The 14,542-nt window shown below is 64.6% G+C and carries 10 protein-coding genes; 3 read left to right on the top strand and 7 right to left on the bottom strand.

All coding sequences use genetic code 11. The features are described 5' to 3' along the window. Positions 1–4: 4 nt before the first annotated feature. The gene (phnL, locus tag AC5WJ1_RS06880; RefSeq protein ID WP_135705087.1) at positions 5–742 is read left to right on the top strand and encodes a phosphonate C-P lyase system protein PhnL; all 738 of its coding nucleotides are present in this window, start codon (positions 5–7) and stop codon (positions 740–742) included. A gap of 24 nt (positions 743–766) precedes the next feature. Further along, positions 767–1,975, top strand: coding sequence for an alpha-D-ribose 1-methylphosphonate 5-triphosphate diphosphatase (locus AC5WJ1_RS06875; protein WP_494476443.1), 1,209 nt, complete (start codon positions 767–769; stop codon positions 1,973–1,975). Positions 1,976–1,994: 19 nt separating this feature from the next. On the opposite strand, the gene AC5WJ1_RS06870 is transcribed toward AC5WJ1_RS06875, so the two are convergent. The 6 genes from AC5WJ1_RS06870 to AC5WJ1_RS06845 form a co-directional block, all read right to left on the bottom strand. Continuing rightward, positions 1,995–3,116 (bottom strand): T6SS immunity protein Tli4 family protein, encoded by a 1,122-nt coding sequence (locus tag AC5WJ1_RS06870; RefSeq protein WP_494476442.1) that lies wholly within the window; start codon positions 3,114–3,116, stop codon positions 1,995–1,997. Positions 3,117–3,214: 98 nt separating this feature from the next. Next, a complete protein-coding gene (locus AC5WJ1_RS06865; RefSeq protein WP_494476441.1) occupies positions 3,215–5,056 on the bottom strand; it encodes an esterase/lipase family protein in 1,842 nt (613 codons plus the stop codon). 21 nt (positions 5,057–5,077) lie between these two features. Continuing rightward, a complete protein-coding gene (locus AC5WJ1_RS06860) occupies positions 5,078–6,307 on the bottom strand; it encodes a T6SS immunity protein Tli4 family protein (RefSeq protein ID WP_494476440.1) in 1,230 nt (409 codons plus the stop codon). Continuing rightward, positions 6,304–8,145, bottom strand: coding sequence for an esterase/lipase family protein (locus AC5WJ1_RS06855; RefSeq protein ID WP_494476439.1), 1,842 nt, complete (start codon positions 8,143–8,145; stop codon positions 6,304–6,306). Before AC5WJ1_RS06855 ends, AC5WJ1_RS06860 begins: the two co-directional genes overlap by 4 nt. Continuing rightward, positions 8,135–10,744, bottom strand: coding sequence for a type VI secretion system Vgr family protein (locus AC5WJ1_RS06850; protein WP_434032877.1), 2,610 nt, complete (start codon positions 10,742–10,744; stop codon positions 8,135–8,137). Before AC5WJ1_RS06850 ends, AC5WJ1_RS06855 begins: the two co-directional genes overlap by 11 nt. A gap of 237 nt (positions 10,745–10,981) precedes the next feature. Continuing rightward, entirely contained in the window at positions 10,982–11,365 is a 384-nt protein-coding gene (locus tag AC5WJ1_RS06845) for an META domain-containing protein (RefSeq protein WP_133098347.1), read from the bottom strand. Positions 11,366–11,744: 379 nt separating this feature from the next. Here AC5WJ1_RS06845 and yihG point away from each other — a divergent pair, with 379 nt between their 5' ends. Continuing rightward, positions 11,745–12,647, top strand: a complete 903-nt coding sequence (yihG, locus tag AC5WJ1_RS06840) for a 1-acylglycerol-3-phosphate O-acyltransferase, YihG family (RefSeq protein WP_135706253.1) — start codon at positions 11,745–11,747, stop codon at positions 12,645–12,647. 28 nt (positions 12,648–12,675) lie between these two features. On the opposite strand, the gene AC5WJ1_RS06835 is transcribed toward yihG, so the two are convergent. Continuing rightward, the gene (locus tag AC5WJ1_RS06835; RefSeq protein ID WP_135705083.1) at positions 12,676–14,523 is read right to left on the bottom strand and encodes an NAD(P)-binding protein; all 1,848 of its coding nucleotides are present in this window, start codon (positions 14,521–14,523) and stop codon (positions 12,676–12,678) included. Positions 14,524–14,542: the final 19 nt, after the last annotated feature.

Below are 14,542 nucleotides of genomic sequence, written 5' to 3'. Positions count from 1 at the left end.
GACGATGCAAGCAGACAATGCACAGAAGCTGGTCGAGGTCCGCGGCCTCGGCAAGATGTTTACGCTGCACAACCAGGGCGGCATCCGCCTGCCGGTGCTGAACGCGATCGACTTCGACGCCGCGCGCGGCGAATGCCTGGTGCTGTCGGGTCCGTCCGGCACCGGCAAGAGCACGCTGCTGCGCTGCCTCTACGGCAACTACCTCGCCACCGAAGGCAGCATCCGCCTGCGCGACACCAGCGCCGACGGCGAACCGTGGGTCGAACTGAACCACGCCCCCGAACAGCGCGTGCTGAAGCTGCGCCGCGACGTGATCGGCTATGTCAGCCAGTTCCTGCGCGCGATCCCGCGCGTGTCGGCGCTGGACGTGGTGGCCGATCCGCTGCAGCAGCGCGGCACCAGCCATGAAGAAGCGCGCGCCCGCGCCGAGGTGCTGCTGGCACGGCTCAACCTGCCGCGCCGGCTGTGGGACCTGCCTCCTGCCACGTTCTCCGGCGGCGAGCAGCAGCGCGTCAACATCGCCCGCGGCCTGATCGGCGGGCACCCGATCCTGCTGCTCGACGAGCCGACCGCGTCGCTCGACGCCGACAACCGCGCGGTCGTGGTCGAACTGATCCGCGAGGCACTGGCCGACGGCCGCGCGCTGATCGGCATCTTCCACGACGAGGCGGTACGCGACGCCGTGGCCACGCGCCTGCTGCCGCTGCAGCCCGCCACCGCCCTCGCCCCCAACTGCCAGTAACTGTCCAGAACAACGGAGCCGGACATGACCGCGACCTACCTGACGCACGCCACCCTGGTACTGCCCGACCGCGTGCTGCACGACAGCGCGCTGCTGATCGAGGACGGCCATATCGCCGCCATCGAACCGGGCGCCGCGCCTGCAAATGCCGACGTGATCGACCTGCGCGGCCACACCGTGATGCCCGGGCTGATCGACGTGCATTGCGATGCCATCGAGAAAGAGGTGGAACCGCGCGCCAACGTGCTGTTCCCGCTGGATTTTGCCGTGGCTCAGGTCGACCGCCGCAATGCCGCGGCCGGCATCACCACGCCGTACCATGCGCTTTCCTTTGCCGGCAACCACTTCGGCGTGCGCAACGTCGACACCGCGGCCACGCTGGTGCGCGCCGTGGCGGCGTTCCGCGGCGATAGCCTGGTCGACAACCGCATCCATTGCCGCTATGAAGTGACCGATTCCAGCGCCGTGCCCATACTGGAACTGCTGATGGCCGAGGGCGTAGTCGACCTGCTGTCGGTGATGGACCACTCGCCCGGCCAGGGCCAGTTCAAGACGCTGGACGCTTACCTCGCCTATATGATGGGCAACCACGGCATGACCCGCGAGGAAGCCGCCGACGCCGCCGACAAGAAGGCCGCTGCGCTGGACGGCGCGCATGAACGCGTCAACCGGCTGGTGGCTCAGGCGCATCGCCTCGGCATCCCGACCGCCAGCCATGACGACGATTCGCCGCAGCGCATCGCCGCCATGCAGGCGCTGGGCGTGCGCATGAGCGAGTTCCCGATCAACCTGGAGACCGCGCAAGCCGCGTGCGCACAGGCACTGCCGACCATCCTGGGCGCACCCAACGTGCTGCGCGGCAAGAGCCAGAGCGGCTCGATGCGCGCGATCGACGCCATCCATGCCGGCGTCGGCACCATCCTGTGCTCGGACTACCAGCCGTCAACGCTGATCGCCGCGGCCTATGCCGCCGCCCGGCAGGCCGAGCTGCCGCTGAACGAAGCGCTGGCCTTGGTGACGGCGAACCCCGCGGAAGCCTGCCTGCTGCGTGACCGTGGCCGGCTGGCGCCAGGGCTGCGCGCCGACGTGATCGCCGTGGCCAGTGTGGCCGGCCAGCCGATGGTCACCCATACATGGTCTGGGGGGCGCATGGTGTTCGCGGCGGGGTACCGTGGCGGCCAGCCCGAGGCTACGGGTACGTCCCGGCGACCGCAGATCCACGCGCTGGCCTGACCATCGGCGCGGCATGCGTTCATGTGCTGGCCTCGCCCATCCACGTCCAGACCACCTGTGCTTCATCTGACGGCGATAGCCCGAAACTGATCATCGGCGTCCCAGCCTGCCGCACCACGCCGGACTTGCCGGCCACCCACGCCGCCAGGGGGTGGCCGGACGGCAGCGAGGCACGCCACATGCCTGAGCGCGGTACGACCTGCCCCGAGCGCACCGTGACAGGCTTGCCGGTCTGCGTCGGCGGCGCATCGACACGGAAACGCAGCCCGCCCAGGAGCCGGTCCCACAGGGCCACGGCCTCATCGTCGCTCAGCGACGCCTCGTCCGCGGCGCCGATGCGGTTGGCTGCCACCTTTGTGTACATCTTTGCGCCAATGGATGACGGATGCAGGGTGGTGCGCTCCTTGCCGACCGCTTCCCACTCGAAATCGTGGGTACCGTCCGCGCGGCGGACCAGGGACTCCTCTCCTTGCCAGACGCCGACAATGCGCTTGCCTTCGCGCAGGGTAGTCAGCTTCGGATAGCGCTTGCCCAGGTCCGCTCTCTGCGCCGCGATGGAAGCAAGCAGCCCTTCGCCGTTTGCACCGTCCACGCTCGCCAGCTTGTTGGAGTCGACTGAAAAGCTGACGTCCGGCAGGCTGGGGATGGCGATGCCTGCCCGCATGATTTCCTGGTGTACGCCGCTGCTGTCCACGATGAAGCCGTGGTCGATGCAAACGCCGGGGTCCTTTGGTATTTCTGCGTTGTCGCGGGCGCGCAAGCCGCGAACGAGCGGCGCAATCTCTTCTCCGCCATAGAACCATTCGTATAGGTGGTTTCCGGATGCGACAAAGGTGTGCAGGCGCTCATTGCCATAGTGCCTGGCGCTATCACTGGGAAAGAACCTGATCTCAATGCTATTATCGGAGGGCCCGGCCCCGAAGTATGTAATTTCGGCGGAGTCGCTTTTTCCTTGCACTTTGGCGCGGTAAGCTTTCGCGACGTCTCTCATGCGAGTTGCAGCTCCCGCATACGTAATAATCCGCCCCGGAAAGTCGTTCGGCCCGAAAATCAATTCGGCTTCCACAGGCAGTTCCAAGACATAACGACCAAAGCAGACAAGCTTGGTTCTTGCAAACAACGCCTGGAGTCGGGTGGACAATTCAACTCGTGCGGGCACACCATTCTCCTCATATGCGTATGGCTGGCAGGCAGCCATACAAAGACATGCCAGCAACGCCAGCAAAGGTTGGCAGCCGCTCATTGGTCCCACCACGGCGCCGTATTGGCAATCTTGACAATGGAATACAACAGCGACGCCAGCACCTTCTCGTCGCTATAGCTATTCTGATGTTCGTATCCGGACTGTCGAAAGATCATCTTGCCATGCACGCGCGAGGCAGAGGCGTCGCTTGGGACGGTTTGATCGCCAGCATCAACGGGAGGTTCGATCCGCAGCTGCAACAGCTTATGCCCCGCGGTCTTCACGAAGATCCGGCCTTCACCGTCCTCCCTGTCGAGCGTCCAACTCAAAGGATCGCCAAATCTTGACAAATCCGTGGCATTCACCCGGTACGTGACGGTGCCGTACGACTGCTGAGAAGGGTCAGCACCATAGCTGGCGTAGGTGATCGGATGATAGAGGCCCTGAATCTCCTTATGGAATTTTTGCGCGTCCGCCACTCTCTCCAATGCTATGTTGTAGGGGCTGGCACCCTCATACTTCCTGCCAGCAGGATTGACCCAATCCGAATTGAATAGTCGCACCCAGGATTGCGGGCTTCTTGCGTAAATGTCGTACACGGGATCGCCAACGGCTACTGGCGCGCCGGGCCTTGTTGTTCCCAAGGTCTTATGCAACTGCATTTCGCTACGATAAGTCTTGAGCGGCTCGTCCGAAGCAATCGGCAACGCCATCACCTGCCGATATTCGCTGGTCTGGACACGCAGCCAACCCCGCGGATAAGAAGCGCTCGGCAACAACTCCAATGGCCCTGGTGCGTTGGCAAAGACCGCTGTGACTTCCTTGCCGGTCTTGCCGATCACCGCGCGTTCGATGGCGCCCATCAGGTTGACTTTCGCATCCTCAAAGCCGGCACGTACCCGCTTGTAGGCCGCCGCTGCCCCGACGGGGGGCTGGACGTTGTGATAGATGCCAAGGATCTTCTTGTCGATACCGTTGCCGTACTTCGGATTCAACATCGCCCTGGCAACCAGCCCGCCCATCGAATGCGTCACGATGATGACCCTCTCGCAGCGGCGCCCATTGGCCTGGTACATCGCGATCACTTCGTCAATGCGCCTGGCAAGCTTGCCCGCCGATACGCCGTTGCTTTGCAGCCAGTTGTATCCCATGGCATAGACCGGATACCAGCAGTTCCCGACCCGCCGGATCTCATCCTCGGTCAATGGCTGGCCTGCACCACCGCCCCACTCCCTTGGGTCCACGCCCAGCACCGGTATGCTGTGCGGCATCTTCCAGGCAAGCGACACCTCTCCCGTCGGTGCCAGCAGATCGTTCATTCTCGCTTCCATCAGCTTGATGGCCGTGCCGTACGATTCGAACATGACCTCGCTCCAGCCGCGCCAGCGGGCCTTCTGTGCCGCGGTGGCCTCATGCCTGCCGCGCTTCGCCTTCCATTGCTCTGCCGCAGCAGGCAACGGGGCGCTCATCAGCAAGCCGATGTCGGGCAGGCCATCCGGAACATTGCGGTGCCGTTTGTCGGAATTTGCGGTCGCCTCGCCCATCAGGTCGAACTTTCCCGCGTCTTCGGTCACCTCATAGCGATCGACCTCGGTCTCGTCGGGATCGAAGTTCAGTTGCCGGCGTTTCGGTGAGTCTCTGCGGCGGGAAAGGCTGTCGATCTTCTCGTCCGGCCGCCACGCCCGGTTGTCAGTGCGCTCGAGCTCGGCCTGACGCTTCCGGCTCATGCGCAGATGGGATCCCATCACGCCGGGAATAAAGATGATCGGAATGACCCAGTCCGGAGGCACCGGCAAGCTGACGCGGCGCTTGTCGGTTGACGGTGTCAGGGCAACGGTGGCACCGGCGCGGCCGCCGATCTCTTCGCCGGTTTTCAGGTGGATGCGATCATTGGGCATTTTCCGCCTCCAGGATTTCGATCATGAGGTTCGGTTCGTCTCGCCCATCCACGTCCAGACCACCTGTGCTTCATCTGACGGCGATAGCCCGAAACTGATCATCGGCGTCCCAGCCTGCCGCACCACGCCGGACTTGCCGGCCACCCACGCCGCCAGGGGGTGGCCGGACGGCAGCGAGGCACGCCACATGCCTGAGCGCGGTACGACCTGCCCCGAGCGCACCGTGACAGGCTTGCCGGTCTGCGTCGGCGGCGCATCGACACGGAAACGCAGCCCGCCCAGGAGCCGGTCCCACAGGGCCACGGCCTCATCGTCGCTCAGCGACGCCTCGTCCGCGGCGCCGATGCGGTTGGCTGCCACCTTTGTGTACATCTTTGCGCCAATGGATGACGGATGCAGGGTGGTGCGCTCCTTGCCGACCGCTTCCCACTCGAAATCGTGGGTACCGTCCGCGCGGCGGACCAGGGACTCCTCTCCTTGCCAGACGCCGACAATGCGCTTGCCTTCGCGCAGGGTAGTCAGCTTCGGATAGCGCTTGCCCAGGTCCGCTCTCTGCGCCGCGATGGAAGCAAGCAGCCCTTCGCCGTTTGCACCGTCCACGCTCGCCAGCTTGTTGGAGTCGACTGAAAAGCTGACGTCCGGCAGGCTGGGGATGGCGATGCCTGCCCGCATGATTTCCTGGTGTACGCCGCTGCTGTCCACGATGAAGCCGTGGTCGATGCAAACGCCGGGGTCCTTTGGTATTTCTGCGTTGTCGCGGGCGCGCAAGCCGCGAACGAGCGGCGCAATCTCTTCTCCGCCATAGAACCATTCGTACAAATGATTGCCCGCTGCGGCAAAGGTGTGTGCCCCCTCAAGACCGTATTTCACGGATAAGTCGTCTTCGTAGTAGCGGATTTCTATGCTTTCCACTTTGGCACTTCGACCGAAATAGGTGATCTTCGCTGTGTCATCCTTGTCCAGAATCTTCTTGCGGTAGGCGTCCGCCTTTTCAGTCAAGCGGTCTGCTGCAGCAACGTGCGTCACAATCTTCCCGGGAAAATCCTGCGGTCCGAATATCAATCTCGCTTCGGCTGGCACTTCCAGGACATATCTTCCGAAGCAGACCTGTCGGGTCTTGCCGAACAGGGCTTGCAGGCGTGGTGACAGTTCGACTTCGTTCGGCACACCGTTCTCCTTGTATGAATATGGCTGGCAAGAAACCAACAGCAGACATGCCAGCATGGCAACAAATTTTCCGCAGTCGCTCATGATTTCCACCACGGTGCGGTATTGGCGATCTTGACGAGCGAATACAACAATGATGCGAGAACCTTGTCGTTGTTGTAACTGTTCTGGTGCTCATAGCCGGATTGCCGGAAGACTAGTGTGCCGCGCACACGCGATGCTGATGCGTCGCTGGGAACAGTCTGATCGCCGGCATCAATGGGCGGCTCAAGTCTGAGTTGCAGGGTGTGACGATTCTCGGCGCGAACCACAATGCGCCCTTCCCCGTCTTCACTGATAAGCCTCCATGAAAGCGGATTGCCGAATCCTTTTAGGCCTGTTGCGTTCACCCGATACGTGACTGCACCGAAGGCTTTTTGATAAGGGTCCGCGCCATAGCTAGCGTAGGTGGTCGGATGGTACAGGTCCTGGATATCCCGGTGAAACCTCTGCGCTTCGGCAATTCTCTTCGTTGCCAACCCATACGGGTTGTAGCCTTCATATTTCTTGTTTGCAGGATTGACCCACTCCGGGTTCAACAGGCGCCACCACGCATCAGGTTCGCGGGCGTAGATGTCATACAAGGGATCGCCAACGGCTACTGGCGCGCCGGGCCTTGTTGTTCCCAAGGTCTTATGCAACTGCATTTCGCTACGATAAGTCTTGAGCGGCTCGTCCGAAGCAATCGGCAACGCCATCACCTGCCGGTACTCGCTGGTCTGGACACGAAGCCAACCCCGCGGATAAGAAGCGCTCGGCAACAACTCCAATGGCCCTGGTGCGTTGGCAAAGACCGCTGTGACTTCCTTGCCGGTCTTGCCGATCACCGCGCGTTCGATGGCGCCCATCAGGTTGACTTTCGCATCCTCAAAGCCGGCACGTACCCGCTTGTAGGCCGCCGCTGCCCCGACGGGGGGCTGGACGTTGTGATAGATGCCAAGGATCTTCTTGTCGATACCGTTGCCGTACTTCGGATTCAACATCGCCCTGGCAACCAGCCCGCCCATCGAATGCGTCACGATGATGACCCTCTCGCAGCGGCGCCCATTGGCCTGGTACATCGCGATCACTTCGTCAATGCGCCTGGCAAGCTTGCCCGCCGATACGCCGTTGCTTTGCAGCCAGTTGTATCCCATGGCATAGACCGGATACCAGCAGTTCCCGACCCGCCGGATCTCATCCTCGGTCAATGGCTGGCCTGCACCACCGCCCCACTCCCTTGGGTCCACGCCCAGCACCGGTATGCTGTGCGGCATCTTCCAGGCAAGCGACACCTCTCCCGTCGGTGCCAGCAGATCGTTCATTCTCGCTTCCATCAGCTTGATGGCCGTGCCGTACGATTCGAACATGACCTCGCTCCAGCCGCGCCAGCGGGCCTTCTGTGCCGCGGTGGCCTCATGCCTGCCGCGCTTCGCCTTCCATTGCTCTGCCGCAGCAGGCAACGGGGCGCTCATCAGCAAGCCGATGTCGGGCAGGCCATCCGGAACATTGCGGTGCCGTTTGTCGGAATTTGCGGTCGCCTCGCCCATCAGGTCGAACTTTCCCGCGTCTTCGGTCACCTCATAGCGATCGACCTCGGTCTCGTCGGGATCGAAGTTCAGTTGCCGGCGTTTCGGTGAGTCTCTGCGGCGGGAAAGGCTGTCGATCTTCTCGTCCGGCCGCCACGCCCGGTTGTCAGTGCGCTCGAGCTCGGCCTGACGCTTCCGGCTCATGCGCAGATGGGATCCCATCACGCCGGGAATAAAGATGATCGGAATGACCCAGTCCGGAGGCACCGGCAAGCTGACGCGGCGCTTGTCGGTTGACGGTGTCAGGGCAACGGTGGCACCGGCGCGGCCGCCGATCTCTTCGCCGGTTTTCAGGTGGATGCGATCATTGGCCACTTGCTGCCTCCCCGATCTCGATCGTGACGTTTTCCGCGCCCTGGCTTTGCTGGAACGTGGTCAGCCCATCCATGTCGGTGACGCCCTCGATCACGCTGCCATCCGACTGCGTCAGGCGGAATCTCCGATTCCTGGCCGGTGAGCCGTCGGGCAGGTGCAAGTACACCTCCTGGTCGAAATCGCTGTGCGGCAATGCCAGCGAGCTTGGACTCATTCCATCCGGGCCATCGAGACAGAATCCGGCGGCGTGAATCTGCTTTGTCCCGCGCATGCCTTCCACAATCTGCGAAGGCGTCCAGCGCTGGTAGGTCTGCCCGACCTTGAGCACGATGCCCTGGTCGGCTTCAAGGACGATATCGCCGAGCGCCCGAAAGTGGATGTTGCGCCGAGCGGTGCCCTTGATGTCGCCGCCCTGCGCTTCCAGTGCAATGTGATCGGTCGCGGCCACCAGCCGAATCCCCAGGCTGTGCGCGAACAGCGCAATACGCCGGGCCGCGCTGGCGAAGAAGCCGCCGCTGCTGGCGAACGACGCATGCTTGCCGGTCGTGACGGCCAGATGCTCCCCGCTATGCAAGTGGGTGGACCGTGCAGCCGTCGCGGCCAGTGCTGCTGCGGACGCCATTACCAGATGGGGTTCGGTCAGTTCGCCGTTGACCTCGCCCGAGCCACAGATCTCTTCGTGTTGAGCCTTGAGGACCGTGGCGACGTCCTGCTGTTCGCTGTCCTGCGCCTGGTGGTGACGGGCGAGCTGTGCGGTGGTGTGATGGGCGTGCTGCGCGTGGTGCAGGCGGTCCAGCGTTTCGCCCATGTCCTTGTGATGCGCCCTGGCATCGGGCCGGGCCTCGGTGCTGACCAGCAGGCCGTTGGCGCCGCGTATGGCGCCGTGCCCATCGGTACGCAGCTCGAAGCCCTCGCCCCGATGGTCCTGCCGCCCCCGGTTGTCCTCGATACGGGTGAGGTAGCCCAGGCTGAGCTGGGACCGCTGATGATCGGAGGACAGCTGGGACTGGATCTCGCCCTTGGTATCGTCGAATACCAGATGGCCGCTGCCCGAGCCGTCCTGTTCCCGGCTACGAATGCCCGTCAATGCATGCTGGTCCGGCAACTGCCACGGCGGCATGTTCAGGCTGTTCGGCACCGCGCCCATGACAATAGGCTTGTCCGGATTGCCGCCATCCAGGAACATCACAAGCACTTCGCTGCCGATGCGGGGGATGCCGACCTGGCCATGCTGCGAGCCCGCCCATGGCGTTGCCACCCGGACCCAGCATGACATCCGGTTGAACCGGTCCCACGGAAACTGCACGCGTACACGCCCGAAGCGGTCTGGCCATACCGCATGGCCCTCCGGGCCGACCACTGTCGCGCTTTGCGGACCTGTCACCACGGGCCACGGCACGCTCAGGGCGGGACGGAACACCTCCTGTGCCGGATGGCATTCGAATGCCACCCTGCAGTGCCAACGCTGGCCTTCGCCGGCGGCTTCCGCCACGTCTTCCACCGTGAGGTGCGTGTCCAGCACCACATACTCCCGGTTGGCGGCCAGCTGTGGATGCCCGCTGACGTGCATGGTGTGCCCGGGCACGACAGCGCGCAGGTTGCCCTTGCCGAAGCAGCGAAGCCCCCGGGAACGAATCTCTTCCATGCGGATGCGGGCGATCATCTCGCCTTCATCCCAGGGGCGGTTGTCCGTCGCCGGCTGCGCGTGCTCGCCGGGAAATTCGTAGACCTCCTGGTGCAGCGCGCCGGTGTTCTGGCCGGTTTCGCGGGCATCGGCGCTGCTGGCGGTCAGGTTGCCGCGCGGCTGGGTGAAACTGTAGGCATTGGTCGTGTACCTGCCGGCGACCACGGCATCGACTACCGAAAAATCGTCCAGGTGTTCCTCGTCGATCCTGACGCCGGGCGGATGGACTGCAAGCACCTGATAGGCCTCGCTCGGCATCCTGGGATAGCCGCCGACATGGTCGACCAGGATGAGGCGGTGCTTTCCCTCCGAATGCGCGAAGAACCATGAGATGCCCCAGTGCTGCATGAGACGGGCGATGAAGGTGTAGTCGCTCTCGTCGCATTGGGTCCGGTAGGCCCGCGTTGGGTACTTCGCCACATCCAGCCTGCGCTCAACGGGAAAGGAGTAGGCGGACAGCACCTCCTCGATGATCTCGATGTCGGTGCGGTTCTCGAAGATCCGGCTGTTCCCGTTCAGCGTGGCAAGCCACAGCCACGGACGCAGGGTCAGGCCATAGACGAAGTGCCGCCCTTCGGCACGCAGGTAGCGGGCACGATCGACGATGCCGCTGATCTCGCGGGTGCCCTCGCCGATCCGGCCCGCCAGCCCGGTTCCCATGCCATCGAGCTGGATATGCACGGTCAACTCCCGACCGTTCATTTCGCGCAAATCGACATTGCCTTCCCGGCCGTGGAAGTTGAAGTCCTTGTCGGAAGTCTTGAGCTCGATCTCGTACTCGAACAGGCCGCAGAGTCCTTCCTTGCCCTGCAGGCGTACGAAGGCAAACGGTGCCTGCCCGCGGCCATGCGGCAATGCCGGGCCGGAGACTGTGACGGTGCGGACGGAGATCGGCAGATGGTCGCGGACATTCATGCGGGCACTCCTGGAATGAAGACAACCACAGGGTGCCCGGATGCACGTCGAGCACGTTCTGCGGAGGGAGTCGATGCTATCCGCAAAACATGCCTGAAGAGGCCCGACTATCGCGACATTTGATGGTACCGATGCAAGTTCAGATTCTTCCCAGCGGACACGCAGACAAAGCGCAAATTGAATTCACACGGCGGACGCTGATATTTCTCCGCAGCCGCGGGGAAATGTAAGACGGCCCTAAGGCAACGCATCCTCCGGCAACACACTCAACCCCGACGCGCTGGTCGACATGGTCCGGCGCTGGCTCCTGAGCACCCCGTTCTCGTCGAACTCGAGCAGCACCGTCGACGAGCGGATGGAGCCGCCGGCGAACAGCGGTCCGATGAACGGGATAAAGCTTTCGGGATTCGGCCGGGAACTCGCGAAGGAATAGACCAGGATGGTCGAGCCGTTGCTGAGGGTCGTCTGCGAGGTAGGCTGGCCCAGTTGCGTGGTGACGTCGTCGAGCGTGGAGAAATCGAGCAGGAAATTCTCCAATTGCTCCTGCCGGACATTGACGCCCGTCGAAACGCAGGCAGCCAGCATCGCGCTGGCTGCAATCAGGGCGTGAACACGTTTCATGTCGTCACCGCCGTACCATGGTGCGTGGCGGGGAGCGTGTGCAGGGCCGTGCTGCCAGCGGAGCCCCGCATTGCGTCCGGCATGCCCTGCTTCAAGCATAGACGCTCCGGGCGGCGTCGGCTTGCGTCCGGTTGACCTGACAATGCAGGTGCCTCCGGCGCCATCCGGTTCCGCTTGCTGTCGTACACTAGGCACTGGCGCCGCACTGACGCTTGCGGTTCCATGTTCGTAGTGCCCGTCTTGACTCTGCTCAAGCCTTTACTCGCCGAGCGCTAGCAAACTGTCATCCATGACTTTTCCTACCTCGCCATCCGGCACGCCCCGCGCCGCCAATGCTGGCCAAGCCAGCGCCTCGTCCAGGTCCCATCGCCCGCTGCCCTTGCCGCGCGGCCGTCTTGCATGGGTCACCGGCATCGTCAGCTGGATCCTGCTGGTTGCCAGCACCCTGTTCTGGTGCCTGCTGCTATTCCCGCTGGCGCTGCTGAAGCTGGTGCTGCCGTTCGCCGCGGTCCGCCGGCGCATCGATCCGGTACTCAACGGTATTGCCACGGCGTGGATTTCCTGGAATACCGGCTGGTTCGCGCGCATCCAGCAGGCGCCGTGGGATATCCAGGGCAATACCGGGCTGCGCTACGCGGACTGGTACCTGGTCAACTGCAACCATCAGTCGTGGGCCGATATCTTTGTGCTGCAGCGCTCGCTGAACCGGCGCATCCCGCTGCTGAAATTCTTCCTGAAGCAGCAGCTGATCTATGTGCCGGTGATCGGGCTGGCGTGGTGGGCGCTGGACTTTCCGTTCATGAAGCGCCATGGCAAGGCGGAACTGCGCCGCAATCCGGCGCTGCGGCGCCAGGACCAGGAAACGGCGCGGCGCGCATGCGAGAAATTCTCGCTGGTGCCAACCAGCGTGATGGTGTTTGCCGAGGGCACGCGCTTCAGCGAGGCCAAGCGCGTCGCGCAGGCGTCGCCGTACCGTCACCTGCTCAAGCCCAAGGCGGGCGGGCTGGCGGTGGCGCTGAATGCAATGGGAACGCGCTTTCGCTCGATGATCGACGTGACCATCGCCTATCCAGACGGCGTGCCAAGCTTCTGGGACCTTGCTTGCGGCCGCGCCGGCATGGTGGTGGTGCGCATGCACCAGTTGCCGGTGCCACCGGCATTCTGCGAGGCCGACTACGCCACCGACAAGGCGTTCCGCACGGAATTCCACCACTGGCTGGCGCATCAGTGGCAGTCCAAGGACGACGAGATCGACGCCCTGACGGCCCGGCGCGCCGACTGACCGCGCGCATCGGCCGGCCGCCGCCCGGCTAGCCCGGCAACCGCTCCACCGCCCGCTTGCCCTGGCTGACCGCCGCCGTCACCGACGGGCTGCCGGCATTGTCGCTGTTGGCAATGCTGATGTTGCCGACCCCGGCCAGGTCCGGCCAGGCCGCGTCGGCAGCCACGTTCTCGCCTGCCACGCTGTCCGGCATATAGCTGTAGCCGTGCGCCCAGCGGTTCACCGTGATGCCGCGGATCACCTTGCTGGCGCTGAAGCCGGCCTGCCCCAGCATCCGGTCCAGCTGCGCGCGGATGTCGCGCTCGAGCGCATCGAACGGGGTTCCCAAGAGGAAGGCGCGGCCAGCGCGGAAGCGGTCGCGCGCGCGCATGCCGCTGTCGGGCACGGTTGGCACATAAAGCATGTGCAGCACTGCCGGGTCGGACGGACGGGGGCCAGCGGGCGGCTCCAGCCACAGGTCGGTGTACGTCATGGCCGGCGCGTGGATGCGCCGCGCGCGCAGCGCGGCGAAGGCCTGCCAGTTGTCGAGCGCCACCTTGGTGTAGACCAGCGGGGCCTTGGCCTCGTCGCGCAGCACCGCCTTCTGTGCGGCCGGCAGCGACGGCAACAGATACGGGATCATCATGTTGTAGCCGGCCAGCACCACGTGGCGCGCTTCGACACGGTGCAGGTTGCCGCCCCAGCCGTAGGTCACGCGCGTGATGTTGCCATCGGGCTCGACCGCAATCGCGGTGCTGTTCAGCCGCAGCCGCACCGGCGCGCCGTCGCGGTCCAGCCGGTTGTAGTCGAAGGCGGCAGTGGCCACCTCTGCCGGCACGGCAATCGACGCCACGCCCGGAATCAGGCTATGCACCAGCAGCCGTGCCAGCGAGGCATTGCCATCCGGGAACCACAGGCGCGAGGCCGGCGACTTGCCCAGCCGGGGGTTCGGCGCCGGCGCGGGCATGTTGGCGCCGGCGGGCAGTCCGATGGCGATGGCATCGGCGACCGAGATGCCGTCGGCATCGAGCGCATAGGCATCGTTGCTGCGGCTGCGCAGGAAGCGCAGCGCCGGCAGGCCGAGGCCGGCCTTGTCGCGCAGGAAGGCGGCGTAGCGCATGGTGCGCAGCGCCGCGGCGCGTGCGGCGTTGTCGAGGCCGGGCAGGTAGTCGGTGGTGCCGGCCGCCAGGCGGGCCAGCGCGGCGCGATCCGCCGCGGGTAGCGGCGCCTGCTCGAGGAAGCGTTGCAAGGCAGCGGCATCGGGCCCCTGCGCGCGCAGGCCATTGCGCGCATCGGCCAGTTCGCCGAACGGATCGCCGCCGAGCCACTGGTCGCGGCCGAAATGCTCGGCATCGAAGAACACGGCGCGGCCCATGCCCAGCGCGGCATATGGGTCGGACGGCGGTGCAGCCGGCGGGCGCGCGGGATCGAGGCCGATGCCGGCCAGCAGCTCGCGCATGGCAGCGTCGCTGGCTGCGCCGGGCGGCATCTCGGCGCTGCCGCCATAGGTGACCAGCCGCTGGCCGCGGACGGTGAATTCGTTGCGCTTGGCATGGCCGCCGAAGTCGTCGTGATTGTCGAGGATCAGGATGCGCCGGGCGGCGCCGAAACGGCGCCGGTAGAACCATGCCGCCGCCAGTCCGCTCACCCCGCCGCCGACCACGACCAGGTCGAAGGCCTCGCGCGCCAGCACCACGGGATATTTGGCGCCCTCGCGCGCCAGGCCGTGGGCCAGCGTATACGTGCCGTCATGGTTGCCGCGCAGCCCGGTCAGGGCCGGCGGATAGCCGGCGCTTGCCGCCCCGCCCTGCTGCGCGTGCAGCCATTGCACCGGTGCCAGCCCGGCGGCAATGGTCAGCGCGGTGCCGTTGAGGAAGTCTCTGCGCGTGATCGTCATCGGATGCTCATCGGAAAGC

The sequence above is a fragment of the Cupriavidus sp. MEYA8 genome, assembly GCF_059278825.1.
Note: the sequence above shows the minus strand (reverse complement) of the source record. Positions and strands in the feature narration are given on the sequence as shown.